This is a genomic window from Methylobacterium platani, from assembly GCF_001653715.1.
Lineage (GTDB): Bacteria > Pseudomonadota > Alphaproteobacteria > Rhizobiales > Beijerinckiaceae > Methylobacterium > Methylobacterium platani.
In genome coordinates this window covers 159658-184750 of sequence record NZ_LWHQ01000022.1, presented here as the reverse complement: position 1 = coordinate 184750, position 25093 = coordinate 159658, and the positions used below count along the sequence as shown (strand labels likewise).

Here is a 25093-nt window from a genome sequence, read left to right as displayed (position 1 = left end):
GAGCTCGTGTCGTGTACCGTGCTCCTTCACTCCCGGGGACGGGCAAGCCGCTGGGAAATCGGCGGAAGGCAGCGGGGCGCAGCGTCCGTCGAGCGCGCGGGCACCGACCGGCCGCATCCGACTGTCCATCCACCTGGACATTTCGTTTTATTTTGGATAAATTGACAAGAACGAGTCTCGGGCCTGACGCACAGGAGTCCGGCAATGACTGCCGCGAGTTACATCGATCCGCTGAATGGGAGGCTCTACCCCCTGAGCCAGCCGCGCTGGTGCTCGGACGATCGTACGCCGCTCCTCGTCACGCCGGGTTCCGGCATCTCGCGCGAGGATATCGTGCGCGGGACCCGCTCGCTCTGGCGTTACCGCGCAGCTTTGCCCGGCGACATCGCGGATCCGATCACGATGGGCGAGGGCTGCACTCCCCTCGTGCAGCGGCGCTGGGGCGATCTGCGCCCCTTCTTCAAGCTGGAGTGGTTCAATCCGACGAGCAGCTTCAAGGATCGCGGAACGTCCGTGATGCTGTCCTTCCTGCGCCAGCTCGGGATCGAAGCCGTGCTGGAAGACAGTTCAGGCAATGGTGGGTCTTCGGTGGCCGGGTTCGGCGCGGCTGGCGGCATCAACGTGAAGATCCTGGCCCCGTCCTACACCTCTCCCGCCAAAATCGCGCAGGTCGTGAGCTATGGCGCCGAGGTTCAGCTCGTCGATGGGCCACGAGAAGAATCCGAAGCGGAAGCCATTCGCCAATCCGAGCGGGTTTTTTATGCGAGCCATAATTGGCAGCCACTCTTTCTCGAGGGCACAAAATCGTTTGCTTACGAGATATGGGAGGATCTGGATTTCAAGGCGCCCGACAACATCATCATGCCGGCAGGAGCTGGCAGCAGCGTGCTGGGCTGTGCCTTCGGATTCCGCGAGCTGTTGAAAGCGGGCCAGATCACGAAATTGCCGCGCCTGTTCGTCGCTCAGCCGCTGAACTGCTCCCCGATCGACGCAAGCTTCACGGCCGGGGTCGATACGCCCGTGCCGCGCGACGTGCATCGGACGATCGCCGAAGGGACGGCAATCACCCGCCCGCTTCGTCTGCGCGAGATCATCGGGGCCCTGCGGGAGAGCGGCGGCGGTACCATCGCTCTGTCCGAGGACGAGATCGCCGCTGCCCTGCGTCGGCTGGCACGAAACGGGATCTTCGCTGAGCCGACCTGCGCGACGGCAGCCGGCGCCATCGACAAGCTGTTCAATTCCGGCACCATCACGGACCGCGAGACGACGGTGGTCATCATCACGGGAACCGGTCTCAAGGCCGCCTCGGCAGTGGCGGAATTCACTCGTTAGCATCACCGTTGCGGTTTTTCATTTCCCATTTCACAGCAAGGAGGCAGGCCGTTCATCGCCAGCGCCTGAACGACGGTTCCGGGCGGATCGGCGCCCATGGCCTCGTCGCGGGCGACGCGCAAGGCCGCCTCCAGCAACGCCCACGCCATGACGAAGGCGGTTTGGCGATGGCGGCTTGGCGACGGCGGCTTGGCGATGGCCCGCGGCGTGGAGCGCCCGGATCTCCCCATCCTGCGCGCGGATCTCGGCCGGATCGCGATTGCCCGGAGCGGATCGCTCGCCATGATCGCGACGTGGAGGTGCCGATCGGGGCGGCCGTCGAACAGCCGGCGATCGGCGTCACGATATTGTCGATGTCGCCCACCATGGGCGCGCTTGGAAAGTCGTCGATCGTGAGACGGAATGGCTCTTCCTCGGCGAAGCCGGGATCGTCCGTCGCATCGATACGCGCCCGGGCCGCCTGTCTCACGGAGTCCATCCATCGCGCCTTCGAGGCCGCCTTCGCCTGAAGCGAGAGGGGCGTGGCGCCGACGAAGAACTCAAGCGGGTAGAGTGCATCCGGCGCAGGCACGGTCCGGCTCGGCATCGGACGATTCGCACCACCTTACCCAGAGTTTTCGAACCCGTAGCGGCGGGATGACGGGGATACCGGATTCCCGCATCCCGGCGACGACCGGCTGGAGGTGGGCGAAGGTCTCACATCTCCTCGCGCGACACGACCCTGGCGCCCCGCTCCCACCCCGACTACCCTCCCGCCGGCTCGACCGACCGGAGATCAACGATGACGCCACCCGCCTCCCCTGCCGGCCCCGTCTTGCGGCTCGGCGACGTCGCCGCCCTACGGGCGCAGGTCCGGACCTGGCGCGAGGCCGGCGAGGGGGTGGCGCTGGTGCCGACCATGGGGGCGCTGCACGAGGGGCACCTCGCCCTGGTGCGGCAGGCGCAGGAGAGCTGCCGGCGGGTCGTGGTCAGCATCTTCGTCAACCCGACGCAGTTCGGCCCGAGCGAGGATTTCTCGCGCTACCCGCGCGTGCTGGAGGCCGACCTCGCCCTCCTGGCGCGGGCCGGGGCGGATGCCGCCTACCTGCCGGACCTGGGCACGATGTACCCGCCGGGCTTCTCCACCACCGTGACGGTGGCGGGGCTGACGGAGGTGCTGTGCGGGCCGCTGCGGCCCGGGCATTTCGCCGGCGTCGCCACGGTGGTGACGAAGCTCCTGCTGCAGGGCCTGCCCGACCGGGCCCTGTTCGGCGAGAAGGATTTCCAGCAGCTCCAGGTGATCCGCCGCGCGGCCCGCGACCTCGACATCCCGGTCGCGATCGAGGGCGTCCCGACGGTGCGGGAACCCGACGGCCTCGCGATGTCGTCGCGCAACCGCTACCTCTCGGACGAGGAGCGGCGGGCGGCGCCGGCGATGCACGCGGTGCTGCACCGGGTGGCCGAGGCCGTGCGCGGCGGCGCGCCGACCGCACCCGCCCTGGCGGAGGGCCGGGCCGGGCTCGAAGCGGCGGGGTTCGGGCCGGTGCAGTACCTCTCGGTCAACGACGCCGAGAGCCTGGCGCCGCTCGACCGGGTCGCGGGCCCGGCGCGGGTGCTGGCAGCGGCCCATCTCGGCCGCACGCGCCTCATCGACAACGTCGCGGTCTGAGGGGACCGCGACGCGGCGGGACCTCAGTCCCGCGGCGGGACCTCAGTCCCGCAGGAGCTCGTTGATGCCGGTCTTGGCCCGGGTGCCGGCATCGACGCGCTTGACGATGACCGCGCAGTAGAGCGACGGGCCGGGGGTGCCGTCCGGCAGCGCCTTGCCGGGCTGGGTGCCCGACACCACCACCGAGTAGGGCGGGACGCGGCCGTAGGTGACCTCGCCGGTGGCCCGGTCGATGATCTTGGTCGAGGCGCCGATATAGACGCCCATCGAGAGCACGCTGCCCTCGCCGACGATCACGCCCTCGGCCACCTCGGCGCGGGCGCCGATGAAGCAGTTGTCCTCGATGATGACCGGGTTGGCCTGCAGCGGCTCGAGCACGCCGGCGATGCCGGCGCCGCCGGAGATGTGGCAGTTCTTGCCGATCTGGGCGCAGGAGCCGATCGTGGCCCAGGTGTCGACCATCGAGCCCTCGCCGACATGGGCGCCGAGATTGACGAAGGACGGCATCAGCACCGCGCCGGGCGCGATGTAGGCGCCCCGGCGCACCACCGCGCCCGGCACCGCCCGGAAGCCGGCGGCGCGGAAGCGCGCGGCGTCCCAGCCCTCGAACTTCGACGGCACCTTGTCCCACCAGCCGCCGCCGCCGGGACCGCCCTCGATCAGCGCCATGTCGTTGAGGCGGAAGGAGAGCAGCACCGCCTTCTTGAGCCACTGGTTGACGTGCCAGTCGTGGTTGCCGGACTTCTCGGCGACGCGCGCCTCGCCGGAATCGAGCAGCGCCAGGGCGGCCTCGACCGCCTCCCGCACCGGTCCGCGCGTGTCGGCGCCGACGCCCGCGCGGTCCTCCCAGGCGGCTTCGATGGTCCGGGCGAGATCGGCATGCGACATGGGAGGCGTCCAGGCAGGAAGGGCGTTGCGGCGTCCCCTCTACCAAAGCTCCCGGGTTGCTGTCACGCCGGGGCTTTCCGCTGCTTTTAGGTAAGGTCGGCGGCCCGGCTGTCGGCGAAGGACCGGGTCAGGGCGGCGAGCTCGTCGGCGAGCGCGTCGTGGATCACCGCGGCAGCGTCGGGAAACACCTCGAGCACCCGGCGCATCACCGCCTGGGTGACGACCATCACCTCGACCGGAGCGCCGCCGGCCCGCGCGGTGGTCGGCCGCTCGCCCGGGAAGAACAGGGCGGTCTGGCCGATCAGCGCCGACGGGCCGGCCTCGATCGCGTCGCCGCGGGGCGAGCGCGGCTCCAGCACCACCGTGCCGCGGGTCACCACGAGGCCGCCCTCCGCGGTGTCGCCGCGGGAGAACAGCACGGCGCCGGGTTCCAGCCGCCGGCGCTCGGCCGCGAACGAGATCAGCCGCAGGGCGTCCCGGTTCATCAAGCCGAACAGCGGCGCCGCGGCCAGGATCGCGATGTCGTCGTCGAGCGCCAACGGCCCCGCTCTCCCCCTGCCGCGCCCGTGCGGCGTTCGGCCCCTGCGCAGTCTTCCGCATCCGTGCCGCCCGGCCAAGCTCTAGCCGATCCGCCGGCCCCGCACCATGCGCGAGCCGCCCCCGTCACATGCCCGCTCACACTTCTCCGGCGGGGCCGGGGCCCGGGAGGGAGCCTTCATGCGACCCACGCGGCGTCCTCGTGATCGGGCTGCGCCGCCACCCGGTTGCGCCCCTGGCGCTTGGCCTCGTAGAGCGCCGCATCGGCGGCCGAGAAGCATTGCCCGCCGGTCTCGCCCGCGACCGCCTCGGCGACGCCGAGGCTCGCCGTGACGGTGCCGCCCTCGTTGCCGACATGCGGGATCTGCAGCCGCGCCACCGCCAGGCGGATGCGCTCGGCCCGGGCGACGGCCGCGGCGCCGGAGACGCCCGGCAGCAGCACGGCGAATTCCTCGCCGCCGATCCGGCAGGCGGTCTCCTCCGGCTCGCGGACCTGGCGCGCCAGCACCCGGGCGACGGCGCGCAGGACCTCGTCGCCGGCGAGGTGGCCGTAGGTGTCGTTGTAGCGCTTGAACCGGTCGGCATCGAGGAGGACCAGCGAGAGCGCGCCGCCCTCGCGCGCCATCCGCTCGCGCGCCCGCAGGAAGGCCTCGTCGAAGTGGCGCCGGTTCGGCAGGCCGGTGAGCCCGTCGGTATGGGCGAGGCGGGCGAGGTCGTGGTTGGCCGCGACCGCCCGTTCCTCCGCGCGGCTGCGCCGCTCGAGCTCGCGCTGCAGCACCAGGGTCAGGGCGATCATGCCGCCGCACAGCACGGAGACCAGCGCGACGATCGCCATCGCCCGCGGGAGCCACAGGTCCGCGATGGCCTGCGTCGGCACCACCACGGTGGCGATCAGCGGCCGGTTGCCGATCCGGCTGTAGGTGAACAGCCCCTCGATCGCCTCGGTATAGCCGACGGCGACGAACTGGCCCGCGCGCGCCTCCAGGAAGTGCCGGAAATGCGGCGCGGACGCGAGGCTGCGGCCGATCGCTCCTTCCATCACCGGGCTGCGGACGAGGAGCTCGCCGCTCTCGCGGAAGAAGCCGATGCGGCTCTGGTCGCCCAGGCTGAGCCGTCCGAACAGCGCGTTGAAGTAGCCGATGTCGATGGTGCCGACGACGACGCCCGCGAAAGCCCCGTCGGCGTAGGAGAGGCGGCGGCTGAGCGGGATGACCCAGCGCCCGTCGGGCATCAGCCGGAACGGCTTGCCGATATACAGGCCGGCATTGTCCAGCGCCTTGTGGACGAGGAAGAAGTCGGCCTCGGGAAAGCCCAGCGGGCGGGGCACCACCGCGGTCGAATCGGCGAAGGCCCGCCCCTGCGCGTCGAGGGCCAGGATCGCCCCCAGGCCGTTCGCGGTCGCGGAGCGGTCGAACAGCACGAGCTGGCGCAGGTCCGGCGCGATGCCGTCGGCGTCCGGGTTGCGCAGGCCGTCGACCGCCGCCTCGAGCGACAGGTCGTAGAGCTCGATGTTGCGGTCGATCATGTGCTCGACCGATTCGAGCAGGTTCTGCGACACCCGCCCGACCTGCTCCCAGGCGCTGCGCCGCATCTGCATGACCATCAGGCCGGAGGCCGCGCCGATCACCAGGGTGACGGCGACGATCGACCCGGCCAGCGTCCGGGAAGCGGCGGAGCGCCGCCTGCGGGGTCGGGGATGCATCGGCGCTCCGTTGCGCAGTGCCTTCGATCCCCCCGGTTTATGACGGGAAATCTAAGATTGGGTTGCGGGCGCGCAAGAGCGGCGTGCCGTCGGGGCAAGGGCGCAAGGGTGGTGGGGGAGCGCCCGGACGACCGGGCCGGCGCCGCTACGGCAGCAGCTTGTAGCCGCCGCCCTCCGTCACCAGGATCGAGGCGGTGGCGGGGTTCGGCTCGATCTTCTGGCGCAGGCGGTAGATATGCGTCTCCAGGGTGTGGGTGGTGACCTGGGCGTTGTAGCCCCACACCTCGGCGAGCAGCGTGTCGCGCCCCACCACCTGGCGCCCGGCGCGGTAGAGGAAGCGCAGGATCGCGGTCTCCTTCTCGGTGAGCTTCAGCTTCGAGCCGCGCTCGCCGACCAGGAGCTTGGCGCCCGGGCGGAACGTGTAGGGACCGATCTGGAACACCGCGTCCTCGCTCGCCTCGTACTGGCGCAGCTGGGCGCGGATGCGGGCGAGCAGCACCGCGAGCTTGAACGGCTTCGTCACGTAGTCGTTGGCGCCGGCATCCAGCCCCTGCACGGTGTCGGAATCCGAGGTCTGGCCGGTCAGCATGATCACCGGGCCGCGAAAGCCGCCCAGGCGCATCTGCCGCACCGCCTCGCGCCCGTCGAGATCGGGCAGGCCGACATCCATCACCACGAGGTCGACCCGCTCGGCCGCGACCCGGTCCATCGCCCCGCGGGCGGTCTCGGCGGTCACCACCTCGAAGGCGTCCGACAGGGCGAGCTGCTCGGTCAGGGTGTCGCGCAGGGTCGGATCGTCGTCGACGACGAGCAGGCGGTGGGCGTTCGACATCGAACCGGCACTCTCGAGGAAGGCGGACGGGCGCGTAGGGACCGGCCGCCGGCCGACGCCACGATCCCGGACGGATCGCAGCCTGGCAGCGTTGCGGGGCAGAGTAGCGGAGCGACCCGCCGCGGCAAGGGCCGCGCTCCGGCCTGTCCACGGCGCCGACCCTGCCCGCCCCCTCAGCCGCGGGGCGGAAGCGGGCCGTCCGGGCGCGGCGGAGCGGGGCGCAGGTTGGTCGGATCGGCAAGACGCGGCCGCGCCACCGCGACCGGGCAGGCCTGGAGCCAGAGATAGGCCCTGAGCGCCAGCCAGGCATCCTCGAGGGCGCCGTGGCGCGCGCCGACCCGACGAAGGCCGATGCGCCGGCACACCGCGTCGAGGGCCGCCCTCCCCTTCTCGCCCCGGCGGCGATAGGCCTCCATCGTGCAGTAGACCTTGGCGGCGACCGGCGGCAGGCCGGCCTCGCGCAGCTCGCGGTTGACGAAGCCGAGATCGAAGGCGGCGTTGTGGGCGACGACGAGGTCGGCCCCCGCGAGAAGGTCGGCGAGGGCGCCCGCGTGCCGCCCGGCCGGCTCCTGGTGGCGCAGCAGCCAGTCGTCGTAGCCGTGCACCGCCTCGGCCATCGGATGGCTGGCGCGGCCCGGATCGAAGATCAGGTGGTGGCAGGCGATCTCGGGCCGGCCGGCGACGAGCGAGGCGGTCGTCAGCACGACGGCGCCGAAGCTCACCACCCGGTCGGTCTCGGCGAGGCCCGTGGTCTCGACGTCGAGCGCGACGAGGCGCGGCGGCAGCCAGGCGAGCCAGTCGGGGTCTGCGTCGGGCGGGGTCGGCAGGGTCGGCTCGGGCATGGCGGTCGGGCGTCTCGTGGAGGGCGCGCGGCATTCTCGGCCGGCCCGGCCCTGCTGTCACGGTCTCGACGCCGGCCGGGCCGGCGCCCCCTGCACCGTCTCGACGCCGGCCGGGCCGGCGCCCTGCACGGTCTCGACGGCGCCGGCGCCGGCGCCCTACAGATGACGGCCATGAAGCGCACCATCCTCCCGCGCCTGCGGGTCCGCCCGAACCCCCTTGACCGCCGCCGCGGCACCCTGATCGCCGGCCCGGTCCTGATTCCCTGCGCCCTCGGCAAGGGCGGCCAGACCCGCACGAAGCGCGAGGGCGACGGCGCCTCGCCGCGCGGGACGTTCCGGCTGCGCGGCGGCTTCTACCGGCCGGATCGGCTCGGGACCCGACCGCCGACCGCCCTCCCCTTGCGCCGCATCCGCCCGGACGACGGCTGGTGCGACGACCCGCGCGACCGGCGCTACAACCGGCCCATCCCCCTGCCCGCCCCCGGCCTCAGCGCCGAGCGGATGTGGCGCGACGACGGGCTCTACGACCTCGTGATCGACCTCGACTACAACCGCGGCCCGATCCGCCGCGGCCGCGGCAGCGCCATCTTCCTGCACGTCGCGCGGCCCGGCTTCACGCCGACCGAGGGCTGCGTCGCGCTGCGCCGGCCCGACCTCGTCCGGCTGCTGCGCCGCCTCGGGCCCGGCACGCGCCTGACGATCTGAGAAAGCTCTTCTCCGATCTCGCGGGATGAAGGGACAGGATTCCCTCGATCCCGCGATGCTGCGCAGCACAACGACGTCTTTGAATTTGGTAACGCTGCCACACTCGCGCTGCGAGAAAACATGCGCTAGGGTCCGGTTGCCACAGAAAAGCCTCATCGGACGCAGGGAGAGACGCATGCTCGACGCCTATACCGCGACCGAGATCGTTCGTGCTCGACAGATCCACGCGGCCGAGGGGGCCCGCGGCACCCTCTGGGACAGCTCCGCCCGCTACCGCGACGGGCTGCCGAATTCCCCCGTGCTGCTGACCGACGAGGACCGCGTCCGCTTCCTGGAGCAGGCGCGGGAGGAAATCCGCTGCCTGCACGCGAACTGACGCGGGCCTCCGCGCCGGCCCGTCAGCCCTTCGGCCGGCGCGCCCCGAAGATGGCGCTGCCGACCCGCACGTGGGTGGCGCCCATCTGGATCGCCGCCGGGTAATCGGCGCTCATCCCCATCGACAGGACCGGCAGGGCATGGCGGCGGGCGATCGCCGCCAGCAGGCCGAAATGCGCCGACGGGGGATCCTCCGCCGGCGGGATGCACATCAGCCCCGCCACCGTCAGCCCGTGCGTCTCGCGGCACTCGGCCAGGAAGGCATCGACCGCGCCCGGCGCCACGCCGCCCTTCTGCGGCTCCTCGCCGGTATTGACCTGCACCAGCAGGATCGGGTGCCGGCCGCTGCGCTGGACCTCCCTGGCGAGCGCCGCCGCGAGCGAGGGGCGGTCGAGGGTGTGGATCACGTCGAACAGCTCCACCGCCTCGCGGGCCTTGTTCGATTGCAGCGGGCCGATCAGGTGCAGCTCGATCCCTTCGGCCTCCTCGCGCAGGGCCGGCCACTTGGCCTTCGCCTCCTGGACGTAGTTCTCGCCGAACACGCGCTGCCCCGCCGCGATCGCCGGCCGGATGCCCTCGGGGGGAATCGTCTTCGAGACCGCGACGAGCGCGACGCTTCGCGGATCGCGCTCGCCGTCCTCGGCGGCCCGGGCGATCGCCGCGCGCACCTCGGCCAGATTTGCCATGACGGTCTGCGGGTCGATCATGACCGGCGCCTCTCCGCTTGATTGGTTGACCCTCGGGACCAAACCGTGTCCTAGTCCGCCGGCGCCGCGCCGAGCAAGCTCAACCGTTTGCGGCCGTGACGTTTTCCCTCTCCTCCCCTGCCGCCGGTGCTCACGGCGCCGGCGCCGACCGGTCGCAAAGACGCCGCCCATGGCCGAACGTTACAACGCGAAGGACTCAGAGCCCCACTGGCAGCAGGTGTGGGCCGACCGCGAGATCTTCCGCACCCGCAACGACGATCCGCGCCCGAAATACTACGTGCTCGAGATGTTCCCCTATCCGTCGGGGCGCATCCATATGGGCCACGTGCGCAACTACGCCATGGGCGACGTCGTGGCCCGCTACAAGCGCGCCAAGGGCTTCAACGTCCTGCACCCGATGGGCTGGGACGCCTTCGGCCTGCCGGCCGAGAACGCCGCGATGCAGAACAAGGTCAACCCGCGGGACTGGACCTACGCCAACATCGCGACGATGCGGGCGCAGCTGCAATCGATGGGCCTGTCGCTGGACTGGAGCCGCGAGATCGCGACCTGCGATCCGGAATACTACAAGCACCAGCAGCGGATGTTCCTCGACTTCCTGAAGGCCGGGCTCGTCTCGCGTCGCACCGCCAAGGTGAACTGGGATCCGGTCGATCACACCGTGCTCGCCAACGAGCAGGTGATCGACGGGCGCGGCTGGCGCTCGGGCGCGCTCGTCGAGCAGCGCGAGCTGACCCAGTGGTTCTTCAAGATCACCGACTTCGCCCAGGACCTCGACGACCGGCTCGACACGCTGGAGCGCTGGCCGGAGAAGGTCCGGCTGATGCAGCGCAACTGGATCGGCCGCTCGGAAGGGCTGGAGCTGCGCTTCGCGCTCGAGACGGCGCCCGAGGGCGCCGCGCGCGAGGTCACGGTCTACACCACCCGGCCCGACACGCTGTTCGGCGCCAAGTTCCTGGCGGTCGCCGCCGACCATCCGCTGGCCGCCGCGGTGGCGGCGGACAATCTGGCCCTGCAGGACTTCATCGCCGAGTGCCGGCGCATGGGCACCGCGCAAGCCGCGATCGACACGGCGGAGAAGCTCGGCTTCGATACCGGCCTCAGGGTGCGCCATCCGCTCGATCCATCCTGGACCCTGCCGGTCTACGTCGCGAACTTCGTGCTGATGGAGTACGGCACCGGCGCGGTGTTCGGCTGCCCGGCCCACGACCAGCGCGACCTCGACTTCGCCAACAAGTACGGTCTCGGCAACACGCCGGTGGTCTGCCCGCCGGACCAGGATCCGGCCGCCTTCGTGATCACCGACACCGCCTATGACGGCGACGGCCGGATGATCAATTCGCGCTTCCTCGACGGGATGAGCACCGACGAGGCGTTCAAGACCGTCGCCGACCGCCTGGAGGCCGAGACGCTGGACGGCGCCTCGGTCGGCAAGCGCCGGGTGCAGTTCCGCCTGCGCGACTGGGGCGTCTCGCGCCAGCGCTACTGGGGCTGCCCGATCCCGGTGATCCATTGCGACGCCTGCGGCGTGGTGCCGGTGCCGGTCGCCGACCTGCCGGTGCGCCTGCCGGAGGAGGTCTCGTTCGACGTGCCCGGCAACCCGCTGGAGCGCGATGCCGCCTGGCGCAACGTGCCGTGCCCGTCCTGCGGGGCTCAAGGCCGGCGCGAGACCGACACGATGGACACCTTCGTCGATTCGTCCTGGTACTTCGCCCGCTTCACCGCACCGTGGCTCGAGGACGCGCCGACCGACAAGGCGGTGGCGGATCACTGGCTCCCCGTCGACCAGTATATCGGCGGCATCGAGCACGCGATCCTGCACCTGCTCTATTCCCGCTTCTTCATGCGGGCGATGCGCCGGACCGGCTGGGCCGGGCACGACGAGCCGTTCGCGGGCCTGTTCACGCAGGGCATGGTGGTCCACGAGACCTACCGCGACGAGGCCGGCGCCTGGGTGCAGCCGGTCGACGTCAAGGTGGTGAGCGAGGACGGCGCCCGCAAAGCGTTTCACGTGAAAACCGACGCGCCGATCGCCATCGGGGCGATCGAGAAGATGTCGAAGTCGAAGAAGAACGTCGTCGACCCGGACGACATCATCGCCTCCTACGGCGCCGACACCGCCCGCTGGTTCATGCTCTCCGACTCGCCGCCGGAGCGCGACGTGATCTGGACCGAGGACGGCGTCCAGGGCGCCTCGCGCTTCGTCCAGCGCGTCTGGCGCATGGTGAGCGAGGTCGCCGAGGGCGGTGCGGAGCCGGCGACCGGCGACACCACGGCGGTGCTCAAGGCGGCGCACAAGGCCCTGGCGGCGGTCGGCGAGGACATCGAGCGCCTGCGCTTCAACCGCTGCGTCGCCCATGTCTACGAGCTGGCGAACAGCCTGCAGGAGGCGGTCGCCGCCGAGCGCGGCCGCGCGCCCTCCCCTGCCCTGCGCGAGGCGACCTTGATCCTTGTGCAGCTCATCGCCCCGATGATGCCCCACCTCGCCGAGACCTGTTGGCGCACGCTCGGGCAGGACGGCCTCGTCGCCGAGGCGGCATGGCCGGCGGTCAAGCACGACCTGCTCGTCGAGGACAGCGTGACGATGCCGGTGCAGGTCAACGGCCGCAAGCGCGCCGACGTCACCGTCCCGCGGGACGCCGACCAGGCGGCGGTGCAGGAGGCGGTGCTGGCGCTCGAGGCGGTGCAGCGGGCGCTCGAAGGCAAGCCGCCCCGCAAGGTGATCGTCGTGCCGTTGCGCATCGTCAACATCGTGGTCTGACCGGCCACTCCGTAAGCCCCGAGGACCCGGCGATCTGACGATCGCCGGGTCCTTCGCGTTCATCCCCGATTTTCACCGATCTCCAAGCTCCGGCCCTGCTGTCGCCGCAGAGATTCTTTAGAGCCTCGTCCCTATCCTGAGGGCCCGGGGGGCGCGGCCGAGAGGCATCGACATGCCCCCTTGGCAGGACTTCAGCGGAGCGGTAACCGCGTCAGCGTAGCGGTCACGAGGCAAGCGGTGGCAGGACGGACCTTCATGGCAGGCAGCACGGCGAAGACGGCGCGGAACCTCACTCTCGTCGCCACCCTGGCGCTCGGCCTCTCGGCCTGCTTCCGGCCGCTCTACGGACCGACCGCCTCCGGCGCGCCGTTGAGCGCGGTGCTCGCCTCGATCCAGGTCGATCCGGCGAAGACCGCGCAGGGCCAGGAGCGCCTCGGCCATTACCTGCGCAGCGAGCTGGTCTTCGACCTCGACGGATCGGGCCAGCCCTCGGAGAAGAAGTACCGCCTGACGCTGACGGCGAGCGAATCGGTACAGACGCCGATCGTCAGCTCGATCACCGGCCGGGCCGAGGCGGCGACGCTGGTCGGCACCGCCGCCTACAAGGTCCAGACCTTGGTCGGCGACCGTGTCGTGACCGAGGGCGTCGCCCAGGGCACCGCCACCTACGACCGCTCGGCCCAGCGCTTCGCCAGCCTGCGCGCCGCCCGCGATGCCGAGATCCGGCTGGCCAAGCTGCTCTCCGACCAGATCAAGACCCGGGTCGCCGCGATCCTGGCGACCCAGCCCTGAGCGCGGCCATGACCGCCGGAGGCCTATGGATGACCGCGGGAGGCTTGCGATGACCGCCGTCAAGGCCGGCGAGGTCGAGGGGCTGCTGCGGCGCGGCCCCGATCCGCGCATCGCCGTGATCCTCGTCTACGGGCCCGATACCGGCCTCGTCGCCGAGCGCGCGCGTCTGCTCGCCGAGAAGGCGGTGGACGATCCCGCCGACCCCTTCGCGTTGGTCAAGCTCGACGGCGACGTGCTGGCGAGCGATCCCGGCCGCCTCGTCGACGAGGCCGGCACGGTCGGGCTGTTCGGCGGCAAACGGGCGGTCTGGGTCCGCCCGGGCAGCCGCAACTACGCGCCGGCGGTCGACGCCGCCCTCAAGCAGGAGGGCGCCGACACGCGGATCGTGGTCGAGGCCGGCGATCTCGCCAAGTCGGCCCCCTTGCGGGTGATCTGCGAGCGCTCGCCCCGGGCGCTGGCGATTCCCTGCTATCCCGACGATGCCGGAACCCTGGCCGACCTGATCGAGCGGACGCTTCGGGCCGACGGTCTGCGCATCACCCGCGAGGCGCGCGACCTTCTCGCGAGCGGGCTCGGCGGCGACCGGCGGGCGAGCCTCGGCGAGATCGAGAAGCTCGCCCTCTACGCTCGCGGCCAGGGAGAGGTCGGGATCGACGACGTCGAGGCGATCGGCAGCGACGTGTCAGGATCGATGCTCAACGCGCTCATCGACGCGGCCTTCGCGGGCCGGATCGCCGAGACCGAGCGCAGCTACCGCCGCTTCCAGATCGAGGGGATGGACGCCTCGGTGATGCTCGGCAGCGCGTTGCGCCACGCCCTCACGCTGCTCGCCACCCGCCTCGACGGCGACGGCAAGAGCCCGGCCGCGATGGTGGCGGGCTGGCGCGGCCTGCATTTCCGCCGCCAGCGGATCGTCGAGACCCAGCTCGCCCGCTGGAGCCCGGCCTCGCTGCGCCGGGCGGTCACGCTGCTGCAGGAGGCGGTGCTCGCCGCTCGCCGGGCCGGCGGCGCGTTCTCGCACGCCGTGGCGGCCGATCTGTTCCTGCGGCTCGCCAGCGAGGCGGCGCGGCGGGGCTGACGGCCCCGCCCTCCCCTCGCATTGGCCGGCTACTCGCCGTGCATCTCCAGCCGGCGGCACAGGCCGTCGAGCTGGTCCAGGCTTGCATAGCGCAGGCGCACCTCGCCGCCCCCGCCCTTGGCCTCGATCGACACCACGACGCCGAGGACATCCTCCAGGCGCCGCTCGAGGGCGCGGGTGTCGGCGTCCTTCTCGATCGCGGCCTTGCGCGGCCGGCCCGGACGCGGCCCGCTGCCGGTCTGCTCGCCGGCGGCGAGCGACTCGACCTCGCGCACCGTCAGGCCGTCCTCGATCACCCGGCGGGCGACGCCCTCCGGATCCTTGACGGCGAGGAGCGCCCGCGCGTGGCCCGCCGTGAGCGCGCCGGCGACGACGTGGTTCTGCACGCCCGGCGGCAGCTGGAGCAGGCGCAGGGTGTTGGCGAGGTGGCTGCGGCTCTTGCCGATGATCTCGGCGAGCTCGGTCTGGGTGTAGCGGAACTCGCTCATCAGCCGCTCGTAGCCCGCCGCCTCCTCGATGGCGTTGAGGTCGGCGCGCTGGACGTTCTCGAGGATCGCGTATTCGAGCGAGGTGCGGTCGTCGATCTCGACCGTCACGACGGGCACGTCGTGCAGGCCGGCCCGCTGCGCCGCCCGCCAGCGCCGCTCGCCAGCGACGATCTCGAACGCATCCGGCAGGTTGGCCAGAGCCCGGACGACGATCGGCTGGATCACCCCGCGGGTGCGGATCGAGGCCGACAGCTCCTCGAGCTCGGTCTCGGCGAAGGTGCGGCGCGGGTTGCGCGGGTTCGGCCGCAGGAACTCGATCGGCACGCGCCGCTGGCCGGCCTTGGCCTTCTCGGGGACGGCAGCCGGGGTCTCCTCGCCGAAATCGCCGATCAGCGCCGCGAGACCCCGCCCGAGGCGCGGCCGCGCTCCCTCCTCCGCCATGCCCTTCATCCTCTCATCGACTCCCTAGCGGTTCAGGCGGCGGCCGGCAGGCGGCCTTCACGTTGGATGACCTCGGAGGCGAGCCGCAGGTAGGCCTGCGAGCCGGCGCATTTGAGATCGTAGAGCAGCACGGGCTTGCCGTGCGACGGCGCCTCGGAGACGCGGACGTTGCGGGGGATCATGGTCTCGTAGACCTTGTCGCCCATGAACTCGCGCACGTCGGCCACCACCTGCGCCGACAGGTTGTTGCGCGGGTCGAACATCGTCAGCACCACGCCCTGGATCGCCAGGCGCGGATTGAGGGCGCCCTTGACCTGCTCGACCGTGCGCAGGAGCTGGCTCAGTCCCTCCAGCGCGAAGAACTCGCATTGCAGCGGCACCAGCACCGCGTGGGCGGCGGCGAGCGCGTTGAGGGTCAGCAGGTTGAGCGAGGGCGGGCAGTCGATCAGCACGTAGGTGTAGCGCTGGTCCTCCGGCATCTCGCCGCGGTCGAGGGGCTCGAGCGCGCGACGCAGGCGCTGGGCCCGGTCGGGCGCGCTCGCCATCGCCATCTCGAGGCCGAGGAGGTCCATGGTCGAGGGGACGAGGGACAGGCGCGGTACGACCGTGACCTGCACCGCCTCGGCGAGCGTCGCCTCCCCGGCGAGCACGTCGTAGGTCGAGAGCCGGCGCTGGCGCCGATCGATGCCGAGACCGGTCGAGGCGTTGCCCTGCGGGTCGAGGTCGACGATCAGCACGTGCTCGCCGATCGCCGCCAGCGCCGTGCCGAGGTTGATCGCCGTCGTGGTCTTGCCGACGCCGCCCTTCTGGTTGGCGAGCGCGATGATGCGCAGGGGCCGCGGGCTATCGCTCGCCTGTGCCGCTTGGGGGTCCGCGATCATGGGAGAAGGCCGCTCACGCTGGAGACGCGGACGATTCTGGCTTCAGAATCGGTCCGGCTCGGGATCAGATCCGCGTCGAACTTCCACCTTTCCCCCGCCTCCGTCAATTCGGTTAAGACATCACGCCCTTTCGGAAAAAGTCCGCTGGCGCCGTTTTTCAACAGCGGTTCGGTCCAGGCGAGGAGCTGCGACAGCGGCGCGAGGGCCCGGGCCGTCACGATCTGCGAATCAGCGAAGCGCGCGATCACCGTCTCGATCCGGGCGACGTGGATCCGGGCCGGAGCACCGGTGAGGCGAACCGTCTCCTGCAGGAAGGCGCCCTTGCGGCCGTTGCTCTCGACGAGATCGACGTGGAAGCCCGGTCGCTCGCGCCCGGCGATCGCCAGGATCAGGCCCGGGATGCCGGCGCCGCTGCCGAGATCGAGCCAGCGCGTGGCCTGCGGCGCGAGGGCCAGGAGCTGCAGCGAATCGGCGATGTGGCGGCTCCACACATCGGCCAGGGTCGAGGGGCCGACGAGGTTCTTGATCGATTGCCAGCGGGTGAGCTGGGCGACGTAGAGATCGAGAGCCGCCGCTGTTTCACGTGAAACGCCGGCCTCGCGCAGGACGATATCGCGGGAGACGGCCCTCGAGCCGGAGGCATGCATCGTCATTCCGCAGGAACCTGCTGCACGGAAGCACCGCGGCGCGCATGGGCCGCCAGGAGGGTGAGGGCGGCCGGCGTCACGCCCTCGATGCGGGCTGCCTGTCCGAGGGTGAGAGGACGGACCGTATCCAGCTTCAGCCGCAGCTCGTTGGAGAGCCCGGCGATGCTGCCGTAATCAAGCAGGGCCGGCAACGCAACCGCCTCGTCGCGCCGGAACGACGCGATGTCGGCCCGCTGCCGGTCGAGATAGACGGCGTAGGTCGCGTCGGTGCACAGCCGGTCGGCGAGGGCAGGGGGGATCGTCCCCAGCTCGGGCCAGACCGCGGCGAGCCGGTCCCAGCCGATCTCCGGGTGGGAGAGGAGCTGGAATGCCGAGCGCCGGATGCCGTCGCGGTTAAGGGCGATGCCGTGGCGCTGGGCCTCGGTCGGCGTCAGGCTCAAGCCGTCGAGCCGCTGCCGCGCCTCGGACAGGGCCCTGCGGCGCGCAGCATCATGCGCCGCGCGGATCGCGGACACGCAGCCGAGGGCGAGGCCGCGGCCGGTCAGGCGCTCGTCGGCATTGTCGACCCGCAGGCTCAGCCGGTACTCGGAGCGCGACGTGAACATGCGATAGGGCTCGCTGACCCCGTGGGTGACGAGGTCGTCGATCATCACGCCGAGATAGGACTCGGCGCGGTCGAACACCGCGAGCTCGGCCGCTCCGGCGAGGCGCGCCGCGTTGAGCCCCGCGACCAGCCCCTGGCCGGCCGCCTCCTCGTAGCCGGTGGTGCCGTTGATCTGGCCGGCCAGGAACAGGCCGGCGATGCGGCGGGTCTGCAGCGTCGGGTCGAGCTCGCGCGGGTCGACGTAATCGTACTCGATGGCGTAGCCCGGGCGCAGGATCGCTGCGCGCGCGCAGCCGGGCAGCAGACGGACGAGACCGTGCTGCACGTCCTCCGGGAGCGAGGTCGAGATGCCGTTCGGGTAGACGGTCGGATCGTCGAGGCCTTCCGGCTCCAGGAAGATCTGGTGGCCGTCGCGGTCGCCGAAGCGCACCACCTTGTCCTCGATCGACGGGCAGTAGCGCGGCCCGCGGCTGCTGATGCCGCCGGAATACATCGCCGAGCGGTGCAGGTTGGCGCGGATCAGCGCGTGGGCGGCCGGACCGGTCCGGGTGATGCCGCACTCGACCTGGGGGGTGGTGATCCGCTCGGTCAGGGTCGAGAACGGCACCGGCTCGTCGTCGGCCGCCTGCTTGTCGATCCCGTGCCAGTCGATGGTGCGGCCGTCGAGCCGCGGCGGCGTGCCGGTCTTGAGCCGGCCGAGGGCGAAGCCGTGCCGGTCGAGGGTCGCCGACAATCCGAGGGCCGGGCCTTCGCCCATGCGGCCCGCCGGCGTCGTGACGTCGCCGATATGGATCAGACCGCGCAGGAACGTGCCGGTGGTCAGCACCGCGGCACGGCAGGGCAGGGCACGTCCGTCGGCCAGGACCGCGCCGGCGATCCGCCCGTCGCGGATCGTCAGGTCCGCCACCTCACCCTCGACGATCGTCAGGTTCGGCGTCGTGGCGAGCGCCTCCTGCATCGCCCGGGCGTAGAGCTTGCGGTCGGCCTGGCTGCGCGGTCCGCGGACGGCCGGGCCCTTGCGGCGGTTCAGCAACCGGAACTGGATACCGGCGCGGTCGGCCACCCGGGCCATCAATCCGTCGAGGGCGTCGACCTCGCGCACGAGGTGGCCCTTGCCGAGGCCGCCGATCGCCGGGTTGCAGGACATCGCCCCGAGCGTATCGCGGCGGTGGGTCACGAGGGCGGTGCGGACGCCGTAGCGCGCGGCGGCCGCGGCGGCCTCCGCGCCCGCGTGCCCGCCGCCGACGACGATCACGTCGAAGGGGGAGGAATCGTCAGAGAGCATGAGGTGATTAGGGGGTGAGCGGCGGCGGCGTCAATCGCGTCGTCGGGTTCGTCGGCGTTTCACGTGAAAACACCGCGGAGCCGCCACCTACTTGCCGATGCAGAAGCTCGAGAACAGCCGATCCAGCATCTCCTCGACCCCGACGCGACCGGCCACCTCGCCGAGGGCGCGCACGGCGAGACGGAGATCCTCGGCTACCAGTTCCGCCGGGAGACCGGCTCCCCCATCGACCCGGTCGAGGTGATGGAGGCAGCGTTCGAGGGCGAGACGCTGGCGCTCGCGGGTGATCAGCGCGTCGCCGGCGCCGAGGCCGATCTCGGCCTGCCGCTCGATCTCGGCGAGAAGCCGGTCGAGCCCGAGCCCGGACGACGCCGAGATGGCGATGCCGTCGGCCGAGGCCGGGCCCGGCAGATCGGCCTTCGTGGCGATGGTGAGGACCGGGACGGACAGGGGAGGGGGCGCCGTACCGCCGGGCTCGCGCAGCCACAGAACCAGATCGGCCTGGGCCATGCGCCGACGGCTGCGCGCCACACCCTCGGCCTCGATCGCGTCGGTGCCGTCGCGCAGGCCCGCCGTGTCGACCAGCAGGACCGGCAGCCCACCGAGGTCGCAGCGTACCTCGATCGCGTCCCGCGTCGTTCCGGGGATCGCCGAGACGATCGCGGCGTCGCGCCGGGCGAGCGCGTTGAGCAGGGTCGACTTGCCGGCATTCGGCGCACCGGCGAGCACCACGGTGAACCCGTCGCGCAGGCGCTCGCCCCGGCGGCCGTCGGCGAGGGCGGCGCGGATCGCATCGCGCACGCGGGACGACGCGGCACGACCGGCCTCGCTCAACGCCTCGTCGTCGACGTCGCCTTCGTCGGCGAAGTCGAGGGCGGCCTCGGTCCCGGCGAGCACGTCGAGGAGGGCGTCGCGCCAGCCCTCGACGGCCCGGCCGAGGGCGCCGTCGAGCTGGCGCACCGCCTGCCGCCTTTGCGCCTCGGTCTCGGCGTCGATCAGGTCGGCGAGTCCCTCGACCGCGGTCAGGTCCATGCGGCCGTTGAGGAAGGCCCGGCGGGTGAAGGCTCCGGGCTCGGCCGGCGCGAGGCCGGGCATCGCCCCGAGGCTGCGCAGCACGGCCGCCCGCACCGCCGGACCGCCGTGGCAATGCAGTTCCGCCATGTCCTCGCCCGTGGCGGTGCCGGGGCCCGGCAACCAGGCTACCAGGGCGTGATCGAGGATGTCTCCCGTCGCCGGCTCGCGCAGGGTGCGCAGCGACAATCGCCGAGCCGCCGGCAGCGGCGCCCGGATCAGCGCCGACAGGGCCGGGCCGGCCTGCGGACCGCTGAGGCGGATGACCGAGACGGCGGTTCGGCCGAACCCGGTGGCAGGGGCGTAGATGGTGTCGGAAGGGAGCATCGGGTCGCGTCGCGAGGGGAGGGAACGGGCGAACCGCGACGAACCGCGCCTCGCGGCGACCGGGCTAGCACGATCCGGCGCCGGCGCGAACGGATCGGGCGCGCCGCGCGTCGACCACCGGGAACCGCGAGCGGGGGAGGGTGGGACGGCCGGGCCGGCGCAGGCCGCCGGCTCGCAGGTGCCGTTACGCCGCCGACAATCACCATCGTCGACGCGACGCCGGGCGCAAGCGTCGCTGCCCCGATCACCCGACGACCGGAGACCTTCGCCGAAACGAAAACGGCGCCCCTCCCGGGGCGCCGCGCATCGTGCAGCACTCGCGACGAGCCGGTCGCGTCAGGTGTTCATCGAGTCGAAGAAGTCGCCGTTGCTCTTGGTCTGGCGCAGCTTGTCGAGCAGGAACTCGATCGCGTCGGTGACGCCCATCGGGTTGAGGATGCGGCGCAGCACGTAGGTCTTCTTGAGCGAGTCCGGCGGGACCAGCAGCTCCTCCTTGCGGGTGCCGGAGCGGGTGATGTCGATCGCCGGGAAGATGCGCTTGTCGGAGACCTTGCGGTCCAGGATGATCTCGGAGTTGCCGGTGCCCTTGAACTCCTCGAAGATCACCTCGTCCATGCGCGATCCGGTATCGATCAGCGCGGTGGCGATGATGGTGAGCGAGCCGCCCTCCTCGATGTTGCGGGCGGCGCCGAAGAAACGCTTGGGCCGCTGCAGGGCGTTGGCGTCGACGCCGCCGGTCAGCACCTTGCCGGAGGACGGCACCACGGTGTTGTAGGCGCGGCCGAGACGGGTGATCGAGTCGAGCAGGATGACGACGTCGCGGCCGTGCTCGACGAGGCGCTTGGCCTTCTCGATCACCATCTCGGCGACCTGGACGTGGCGGGTCGCCGGCTCGTCGAAGGTCGAGGCGATCACCTCGCCCTTCACCGAGCGCTGCATGTCGGTGACCTCCTCCGGCCGCTCGTCGATGAGCAGCACGATGAGGTAGCACTCGGGGTGGTTCAGGGTGATCGACTGGGCGATATTCTGCATCAGCACCGTCTTGCCGGTGCGCGGCGGCGCCACGATCAGGGCGCGCTGGCCCTTGCCGATCGGCGCGACGATGTCGATGATCCGGGGCGAGAAGTCCTTGCGGGTCGGCTCCGACAGCTCGAGCTTGAAGCGCTGCGTGGGGAACAGCGGCGTCAGGTTGTCGAAGTGGACCTTGTGCTTGATCTTGTCCGGGTTCTCGAAATTGATCGTGTTGACCTTGAGCAGCGCGAAGTAGCGCTCGCCGTCCTTCGGGCCGCGGATCGGGCCCTCGACGGTGTCGCCGGTGCGCAGGCCGAAGCGGCGGATCTGCGTCGGCGAGATGTAGATGTCGTCCGGGCCCGGCAGGTAGTTCGAGTCGGAGGAGCGCAGGAAGCCGAAGCCGTCCTGCAGCACCTCGACCGTGCCGGCGCCGATGATCTCGACGTCCTTGGCAGCGAGCTGCTTCAGGATCGCGAACATCAGCTCCTGCTTGCGCATGGTCGAGGCGTTCTCGACCTCGACCTCCTCGGCGAAGGCGAGCAGCTCGGTCGGCGTCTTCGACTTGAGGTCCTGCAGCTTCACCTCGCGCATGGCGGGGGCGGCCGGGGTCTCGAGCGGGGCGAGAGTATCTTCGATCATGGGATATCGGGGTGCGGGGGCGAAGCGGGGAGCGTCATGTCCGGGCGGATCCGGCCGCCGCAGGACGCGGCGTTGAGCGGAAAGCAACGGGGTGGCCGAGGCGTGCACCGGTCGCGAAGTCGTCGCCTGATTGTCCCGGAGGTCGCGAGGGGGAGCCTGTCGGCCCGTATGCGACGTGACGTGACGATGGAGGAGGGAACGACTTTATGTAACGGGTCCTCGGCTTCGACTCAAGTCCCCGGCGGGGAAAAGTGAGGGGCACGCGGTGCGGCGGCAGCGAAGCAGACGGCGGGACCCGGCACGGATGCCCTGGCCGCGCCCAAAGCACGGTCGAACTATCGGGTCGTTCATCTCCTGCGTGCATTAACATTTGGAAAGTCCGGTTGCGAACACAGGACTGACGATCGTCATCGTTCGCGTCGCTCATGGGCAATCCAGCGGCGAGCCGCGAGCTTCCGTAACAGTAAGGTGCAGTCTTGGCGGCGGGGAGACGTGAGCCCTCGTCGGTGCCGGTCGGCGATCTAGCGCCGCCGCAGGCGGATGTAGAGGGCCCCGCCTCCGCCGTGATGGTGAGCGGCCTCCTCGAAACCGAGGACCAGCGGGCGCAATTCCGGCAGGCGCAACCAGTGCGGAACGCTGCGGCGCAGCACGCCGCGCTCGGCATAGGGGTCGTCGCCACCGGCGCCCTTGCCGGTGACGACCAGCACCACCGCGTGGCCGGACGCCCGGGAGCGGTGCAGGAAGCCGATCAGGGCGGCATGGGCCTCGGCCTGGCGCAGGCCGTGCAGGTCGATCGACGCATCGACGCTGCGCGAGCCGCGGCGCAGGCTCGTGCGCACCCGGCGCTCGAGGGGCGCGAGCGGCAGCAGGGGCGGCGCCGGCGCCGGGCTCGGGGGAGCCTTCTGCGGCGCCTTGCGCGGGGCCGGACGGACGGGCCGGGCCTTCGCGGAAGCCGGCGGCGGCGCGGGGGCGGGCTCCTGCGGCGGGGGAGGGGAGGGCGCGGGCGCGACGGGCGCGGGCGCCCGCCCGCGCAGGGGGGTGATCAGGCGGGCGATCTCGGCCCAGAGCCGGCTCTCCTCGGCGGAGAGCCGGCGCATCCGCCGGGGGCGACGCGGTTCGGTCACCGGGCGGCTCCTGCGGCCGCCGGCCTCGGCAGCAGCACGACGAAGCGGGCCGGATCCCGCAGCAGGCCCGCCGTGGCGCCGGCCCGGGCGCCGGTGCCGAGATAGAGATCGCCGCGGGCGGGCCCGAGGATCGCCGAGCCGGTATCCTGCGCCACCACGAGGCGGCGCAGCGTCGTGCTGCCGCCGTCGGGGTCCGGTAGCGCACCGTCGAGCCAGAACGGCAGCCCGTAGCGCCACAGGGTGGCGTCGACCGCGAGGCTGCGCCCTGCGGTGAGCGGGGCGCCGGCGGCGCCGCGCGGACCCTGCCCCTCCGGGACGCCGTCGTCGATCCGGAAGAAGATGTAGGAGGCGTTGCGGCGGATGAGGTCGCGGGCGATCTCCGGATTCGCCCGCAGCCAGCCGGTCCAGCGGGCCAGCGTCAGCCCTTCGAGCGGCAGGTGGCCGCCGGTGACGATCAGGCGGGCGACCGAGGTGTAGGGCCGGCCGTTGCGGCCGTCATAGGCGAGGCGCAGGGAGCGGCCGTCGGTGAGGCGCACCCGCCCCGAGCCCTGGACCTGCAGCACCAGGAGGTCGACCGCGTCGCGCAGCCAGAGGAGCGGCCGGGCGCGGGCGCCGAGCGCCCCGTCCTCGATCGCCGCCCGGTCCGGATAGGGCCGGAAGGCGTCGCCGTCGCGGCGCGCGGCGCGCAAGGCCGGATCGAGGCCGGGCCGGGTCTCGCCGGGATCGAGCGAGACGAGGTCGTCGGGGCGGGCGAGGACCGGCACGGTGAAGTCGGCGCTCGGCACCGCCGATCCGACGAGTTCGGGCTCGAAATAGCCGGTGAGGAACCCGGTCGTGCGCTCGGCCGCCGCGTCGCGCTCCGGCCGCAGGACGCGGTAGGCGGCGAAAGTCCGCTCGAAGAAGGCGTGGGCCTCCTCCGGCGCCACGCCGCCGGCGGCGGCGCAGGCGCCGGCGAGGTCCTGGCTCGGCGCGCCCGCCGCCGCCTCGGCGAGGACCGGGCCGGTGGGCGCCGCGCAGGTCGCCCGGAAGGTCGCCAGCGCCGCGGCGAGGTCGTCCTCGGCGAAGCCCGGCAGGGCGGAGAAGGGAACGGGCTCGAGCACGGCCTCGCCGATCCTCAGGGGCGCGGCACCGGCGGGACCGGCGGCGCCAGCGAGGAGAAGGGCGGCCAGAAGGGCGGCAGAGGGGCGAGCGAGGCGAGTTTGGCCGAGGGCCGGCGGCATGGGCTTGATGGGCTCCGGCCCCGGATAAGTCGGTGTTCGGCGAGGGGCGCCTTGCGGCGGCGCCCCATTGTCGTCGATGGCCGGTGGCCGATCAAGCCGCCGGCGCGGGCCGGATCAGTGACCGGCCTCGGTGGCGACGAGCTGCCAGTTCGGATCGCGGCTGCCGAGCGTGCGGGCGAAGGTCCAGACGTCGGTCACGTCGACGACCTTCTCGGGGCTGCCGTCGACCACCTGCCCCTGCGGGCCGCGGGTGGCGGTGATGAGCTTCGAGAGGTAGCGCACGGTGACCTGGGCGACGCGGTTGCGCACGTCGACACCGACGATCTCGGCCCGGTCGATCGACACGAAGGTGGTCTCGACGGTCTGGCCGGCACGCTCGCGGCCCTGGATCGCCCGCTCGAACCCGTCCGCGACCTCGCGCGAGAGCAGGGTCTTGAGCGTCTTGCGGTCGCCCTTGGCGAAGGCCGTGACGATGGTCTCGTAGGCGACCTTGGCGCCGTCGGCGAAGGCGCGGGGGTCGAAGTTCGGCTCCTGCTGCAGGATCTGGTCGAGGCCGCGGGCGGCGGGCGAGTTCGGCTCGACCACGCCCTTCCAGTTGCGCGGCACCGCGGTGGCGACCGGCGCGGCCGCGGCGGCGCGATCGGGACCGGCGCCCGGCAGCCGCACCACGTTGTCGCCGTCGCGCGGGGCGGCCGGCGGCTCCTCGCGGCGGGCGAGCGGGTTGAACGGCGGCCGCTCGCTCCCGGTCTTCTGACCGAGGACGGAGCGCAGCTTCCAGATCACGAAGACCGCAAGCCCGAGGAAGATGAGGGTCGTAAGGTCGAGGGAATCCTGCATCATCGATCCGATCGTGGCGGCTTCTACGCGGAGCATCCCTGACCGCGCCGGCACAGCGTGCGACGTCTCCGGGGCCGTGGCGGCTGTGGCACCGGGACGGAAGCGTGGCAAGCGCCCGGCCGGCGCCGCGCCGCGGGCCTCCCCCACGATATGGGGCCGGGGCCCCGCCGTATCCAGGCACCCGAGCCAGGCACTTGCGATCCGGGCACCGGCGCACGCCGACGCGCCGATCCGCGGGGCCGATGCCCGTCGGCGCCGGCCGCATCGCCCCGGCCGGGACCGGCTTGCCGCAGGGTCAGGGAGGCGGGAGGGATGATCG

Annotated in this window: 24 protein-coding genes; 8 read left to right on the top strand and 16 right to left on the bottom strand. The window is 72.0% G+C overall.

Features of this window, described 5'->3' with window-relative positions; genetic code table 11:
* Window positions 1–204: 204 nt before the first annotated feature.
* A complete protein-coding gene (locus A5481_RS13425) occupies window positions 205–1332 on the top strand; it encodes a threonine synthase (RefSeq protein ID WP_048434586.1) in 1128 nt (375 codons plus the stop codon).
* A gap of 2 nt (window positions 1333–1334) precedes the next feature.
* On the opposite strand, the gene A5481_RS33490 is transcribed toward A5481_RS13425, so the two are convergent.
* A complete protein-coding gene (locus A5481_RS33490; protein WP_156311888.1) occupies window positions 1335–1616 on the bottom strand; it encodes a hypothetical protein in 282 nt (93 codons plus the stop codon).
* A 9-nt stretch (window positions 1617–1625) separates the two neighbouring features.
* Here A5481_RS33490 and A5481_RS13420 point away from each other — a divergent pair, with 9 nt between their 5' ends.
* Complete coding sequence (locus A5481_RS13420) at window positions 1626–1841, top strand: hypothetical protein (protein ID WP_048434585.1); 216 nt, start codon at window positions 1626–1628, stop codon at window positions 1839–1841.
* Between the two features lie 272 nt (window positions 1842–2113).
* Window positions 2114–2980 carry a pantoate--beta-alanine ligase gene (gene panC, locus A5481_RS13415; RefSeq protein ID WP_048434584.1) on the top strand — a complete coding sequence of 289 codons (867 nt, stop codon included), beginning with the start codon at window positions 2114–2116 and terminating at the stop codon, window positions 2978–2980.
* Between the two features lie 42 nt (window positions 2981–3022).
* Here the strand turns inward: panC and dapD are convergent, their stop codons facing one another.
* The 5 genes from dapD to A5481_RS13390 all read right to left on the bottom strand — a co-directional run bounded on the left by dapD (window position 3023) and on the right by A5481_RS13390 (window position 7781).
* A complete protein-coding gene (gene dapD / locus A5481_RS13410; protein WP_048434583.1) occupies window positions 3023–3868 on the bottom strand; it encodes a 2,3,4,5-tetrahydropyridine-2,6-dicarboxylate N-succinyltransferase in 846 nt (281 codons plus the stop codon).
* A gap of 86 nt (window positions 3869–3954) precedes the next feature.
* Entirely contained in the window at window positions 3955–4407 is a 453-nt protein-coding gene (locus A5481_RS13405; protein WP_048434582.1) for a Crp/Fnr family transcriptional regulator, read from the bottom strand.
* 176 nt (window positions 4408–4583) lie between these two features.
* Entirely contained in the window at window positions 4584–6107 is a 1524-nt protein-coding gene (locus A5481_RS13400; protein ID WP_048434581.1) for a sensor domain-containing diguanylate cyclase, read from the bottom strand.
* 145 nt (window positions 6108–6252) lie between these two features.
* Window positions 6253–6939 carry a response regulator transcription factor gene (locus tag A5481_RS13395; protein ID WP_048434580.1) on the bottom strand — a complete coding sequence of 229 codons (687 nt, stop codon included), beginning with the start codon at window positions 6937–6939 and terminating at the stop codon, window positions 6253–6255.
* A 173-nt stretch (window positions 6940–7112) separates the two neighbouring features.
* Window positions 7113–7781: a 3'-5' exonuclease gene (locus A5481_RS13390; protein WP_048434579.1), complete on the bottom strand. Its 669-nt coding sequence runs from the start codon at window positions 7779–7781 to the stop codon at window positions 7113–7115.
* Between the two features lie 162 nt (window positions 7782–7943).
* On the opposite strand from A5481_RS13390, the gene A5481_RS13385 reads away from it, so the two are divergent.
* On the top strand, window positions 7944–8486 hold the full coding sequence (locus tag A5481_RS13385; RefSeq protein WP_425339741.1) for a L,D-transpeptidase family protein: 543 nt from the start codon (window positions 7944–7946) through the stop codon (window positions 8484–8486).
* A 175-nt stretch (window positions 8487–8661) separates the two neighbouring features.
* Entirely contained in the window at window positions 8662–8862 is a 201-nt protein-coding gene (locus A5481_RS13380; protein WP_048434578.1) for a hypothetical protein, read from the top strand.
* Window positions 8863–8884: 22 nt separating this feature from the next.
* On the opposite strand, the gene A5481_RS13375 is transcribed toward A5481_RS13380, so the two are convergent.
* Complete coding sequence (locus tag A5481_RS13375; protein ID WP_048434577.1) at window positions 8885–9568, bottom strand: YggS family pyridoxal phosphate-dependent enzyme; 684 nt, start codon at window positions 9566–9568, stop codon at window positions 8885–8887.
* 169 nt (window positions 9569–9737) lie between these two features.
* On the opposite strand from A5481_RS13375, the gene leuS reads away from it, so the two are divergent.
* The 3 genes from leuS to holA all read left to right on the top strand — a co-directional run bounded on the left by leuS (window position 9738) and on the right by holA (window position 14199).
* Window positions 9738–12329, top strand: a complete 2592-nt coding sequence (gene leuS / locus A5481_RS13370; RefSeq protein WP_048434576.1) for a leucine--tRNA ligase — start codon at window positions 9738–9740, stop codon at window positions 12327–12329.
* 255 nt (window positions 12330–12584) lie between these two features.
* Entirely contained in the window at window positions 12585–13121 is a 537-nt protein-coding gene (locus A5481_RS13365; protein WP_048434575.1) for an LPS assembly lipoprotein LptE, read from the top strand.
* A 49-nt stretch (window positions 13122–13170) separates the two neighbouring features.
* Window positions 13171–14199, top strand: coding sequence for a DNA polymerase III subunit delta (gene holA, locus A5481_RS13360; RefSeq protein ID WP_048434574.1), 1029 nt, complete (start codon window positions 13171–13173; stop codon window positions 14197–14199).
* 29 nt (window positions 14200–14228) lie between these two features.
* Here the strand turns inward: holA and A5481_RS13355 are convergent, their stop codons facing one another.
* The 9 genes from A5481_RS13355 to A5481_RS13315 form a co-directional block, all read right to left on the bottom strand.
* Window positions 14229–15128 carry a ParB/RepB/Spo0J family partition protein gene (locus A5481_RS13355; RefSeq protein WP_048434573.1) on the bottom strand — a complete coding sequence of 300 codons (900 nt, stop codon included), beginning with the start codon at window positions 15126–15128 and terminating at the stop codon, window positions 14229–14231.
* A gap of 32 nt (window positions 15129–15160) precedes the next feature.
* Entirely contained in the window at window positions 15161–16009 is an 849-nt protein-coding gene (locus A5481_RS13350) for a ParA family protein (protein WP_048434572.1), read from the bottom strand.
* The gene (rsmG, locus tag A5481_RS13345) at window positions 16006–16656 is read right to left on the bottom strand and encodes a 16S rRNA (guanine(527)-N(7))-methyltransferase RsmG (RefSeq protein WP_048434571.1); all 651 of its coding nucleotides are present in this window, start codon (window positions 16654–16656) and stop codon (window positions 16006–16008) included. Before rsmG ends, A5481_RS13350 begins: the two co-directional genes overlap by 4 nt.
* Window positions 16657–16658: 2 nt before the next feature.
* Entirely contained in the window at window positions 16659–18545 is a 1887-nt protein-coding gene (gene mnmG, locus A5481_RS13340; protein ID WP_048434570.1) for a tRNA uridine-5-carboxymethylaminomethyl(34) synthesis enzyme MnmG, read from the bottom strand.
* 87 nt (window positions 18546–18632) lie between these two features.
* On the bottom strand, window positions 18633–19943 hold the full coding sequence (gene mnmE / locus A5481_RS13335) for a tRNA uridine-5-carboxymethylaminomethyl(34) synthesis GTPase MnmE (protein ID WP_048434569.1): 1311 nt from the start codon (window positions 19941–19943) through the stop codon (window positions 18633–18635).
* Window positions 19944–20279: 336 nt separating this feature from the next.
* Window positions 20280–21593 (bottom strand): transcription termination factor Rho, encoded by a 1314-nt coding sequence (gene rho, locus A5481_RS13330; protein ID WP_048434568.1) that lies wholly within the window; start codon window positions 21591–21593, stop codon window positions 20280–20282.
* 521 nt (window positions 21594–22114) lie between these two features.
* Window positions 22115–22717 (bottom strand): Smr/MutS family protein, encoded by a 603-nt coding sequence (locus tag A5481_RS13325; protein ID WP_245298639.1) that lies wholly within the window; start codon window positions 22715–22717, stop codon window positions 22115–22117.
* Window positions 22714–23937, bottom strand: a complete 1224-nt coding sequence (gene mltA, locus A5481_RS13320) for a murein transglycosylase A (RefSeq protein ID WP_082173627.1) — start codon at window positions 23935–23937, stop codon at window positions 22714–22716. The genes A5481_RS13325 and mltA overlap by 4 nt, the downstream gene beginning before the upstream one ends.
* Before the next feature lie 114 nt (window positions 23938–24051).
* Entirely contained in the window at window positions 24052–24774 is a 723-nt protein-coding gene (locus A5481_RS13315; protein ID WP_197514181.1) for a Tim44/TimA family putative adaptor protein, read from the bottom strand.
* Window positions 24775–25093 lie beyond the last annotated feature (319 nt).

What these genes read in the sequence shown, in the direction of transcription:
- A5481_RS13395 (WP_048434580.1), bottom strand. Translation starts at nt 6,939, where the DNA reads ATGTCGAACGCCCACCGCCTGCTCGTCGTCGACGACGATCCGACCCTG.
- A5481_RS13350 (WP_048434572.1), bottom strand. Translation starts at nt 16,009, where the DNA reads ATGATCGCGGACCCCCAAGCGGCACAGGCGAGCGATAGCCCGCGGCCC.
- A5481_RS13390 (WP_048434579.1), bottom strand. Translation starts at nt 7,781, where the DNA reads ATGCCCGAGCCGACCCTGCCGACCCCGCCCGACGCAGACCCCGACTGG.
- leuS (WP_048434576.1), top strand. Translation starts at nt 9,738, where the DNA reads ATGGCCGAACGTTACAACGCGAAGGACTCAGAGCCCCACTGGCAGCAG.
- mnmG (WP_048434570.1), bottom strand. Translation starts at nt 18,545, where the DNA reads ATGCTCTCTGACGATTCCTCCCCCTTCGACGTGATCGTCGTCGGCGGC.
- A5481_RS13315 (WP_197514181.1), bottom strand. Translation starts at nt 24,774, where the DNA reads ATGCAGGATTCCCTCGACCTTACGACCCTCATCTTCCTCGGGCTTGCG.
- mltA (WP_082173627.1), bottom strand. Translation starts at nt 23,937, where the DNA reads ATGCCGCCGGCCCTCGGCCAAACTCGCCTCGCTCGCCCCTCTGCCGCC.
- rsmG (WP_048434571.1), bottom strand. Translation starts at nt 16,656, where the DNA reads ATGCATGCCTCCGGCTCGAGGGCCGTCTCCCGCGATATCGTCCTGCGC.
- A5481_RS13385 (WP_425339741.1), top strand. Translation starts at nt 7,944, where the DNA reads ATGACGGCCATGAAGCGCACCATCCTCCCGCGCCTGCGGGTCCGCCCG.
- dapD (WP_048434583.1), bottom strand. Translation starts at nt 3,868, where the DNA reads ATGTCGCATGCCGATCTCGCCCGGACCATCGAAGCCGCCTGGGAGGAC.
- A5481_RS13355 (WP_048434573.1), bottom strand. Translation starts at nt 15,128, where the DNA reads ATGGCGGAGGAGGGAGCGCGGCCGCGCCTCGGGCGGGGTCTCGCGGCG.
- A5481_RS13400 (WP_048434581.1), bottom strand. Translation starts at nt 6,107, where the DNA reads ATGCATCCCCGACCCCGCAGGCGGCGCTCCGCCGCTTCCCGGACGCTG.
- A5481_RS13375 (WP_048434577.1), bottom strand. Translation starts at nt 9,568, where the DNA reads ATGATCGACCCGCAGACCGTCATGGCAAATCTGGCCGAGGTGCGCGCG.
- holA (WP_048434574.1), top strand. Translation starts at nt 13,171, where the DNA reads ATGACCGCCGTCAAGGCCGGCGAGGTCGAGGGGCTGCTGCGGCGCGGC.
- A5481_RS13365 (WP_048434575.1), top strand. Translation starts at nt 12,585, where the DNA reads ATGGCAGGCAGCACGGCGAAGACGGCGCGGAACCTCACTCTCGTCGCC.
- A5481_RS33490 (WP_156311888.1), bottom strand. Translation starts at nt 1,616, where the DNA reads ATGGCGAGCGATCCGCTCCGGGCAATCGCGATCCGGCCGAGATCCGCG.
- A5481_RS13425 (WP_048434586.1), top strand. Translation starts at nt 205, where the DNA reads ATGACTGCCGCGAGTTACATCGATCCGCTGAATGGGAGGCTCTACCCC.
- A5481_RS13380 (WP_048434578.1), top strand. Translation starts at nt 8,662, where the DNA reads ATGCTCGACGCCTATACCGCGACCGAGATCGTTCGTGCTCGACAGATC.
- panC (WP_048434584.1), top strand. Translation starts at nt 2,114, where the DNA reads ATGACGCCACCCGCCTCCCCTGCCGGCCCCGTCTTGCGGCTCGGCGAC.
- mnmE (WP_048434569.1), bottom strand. Translation starts at nt 19,943, where the DNA reads ATGCTCCCTTCCGACACCATCTACGCCCCTGCCACCGGGTTCGGCCGA.
- rho (WP_048434568.1), bottom strand. Translation starts at nt 21,593, where the DNA reads ATGATCGAAGATACTCTCGCCCCGCTCGAGACCCCGGCCGCCCCCGCC.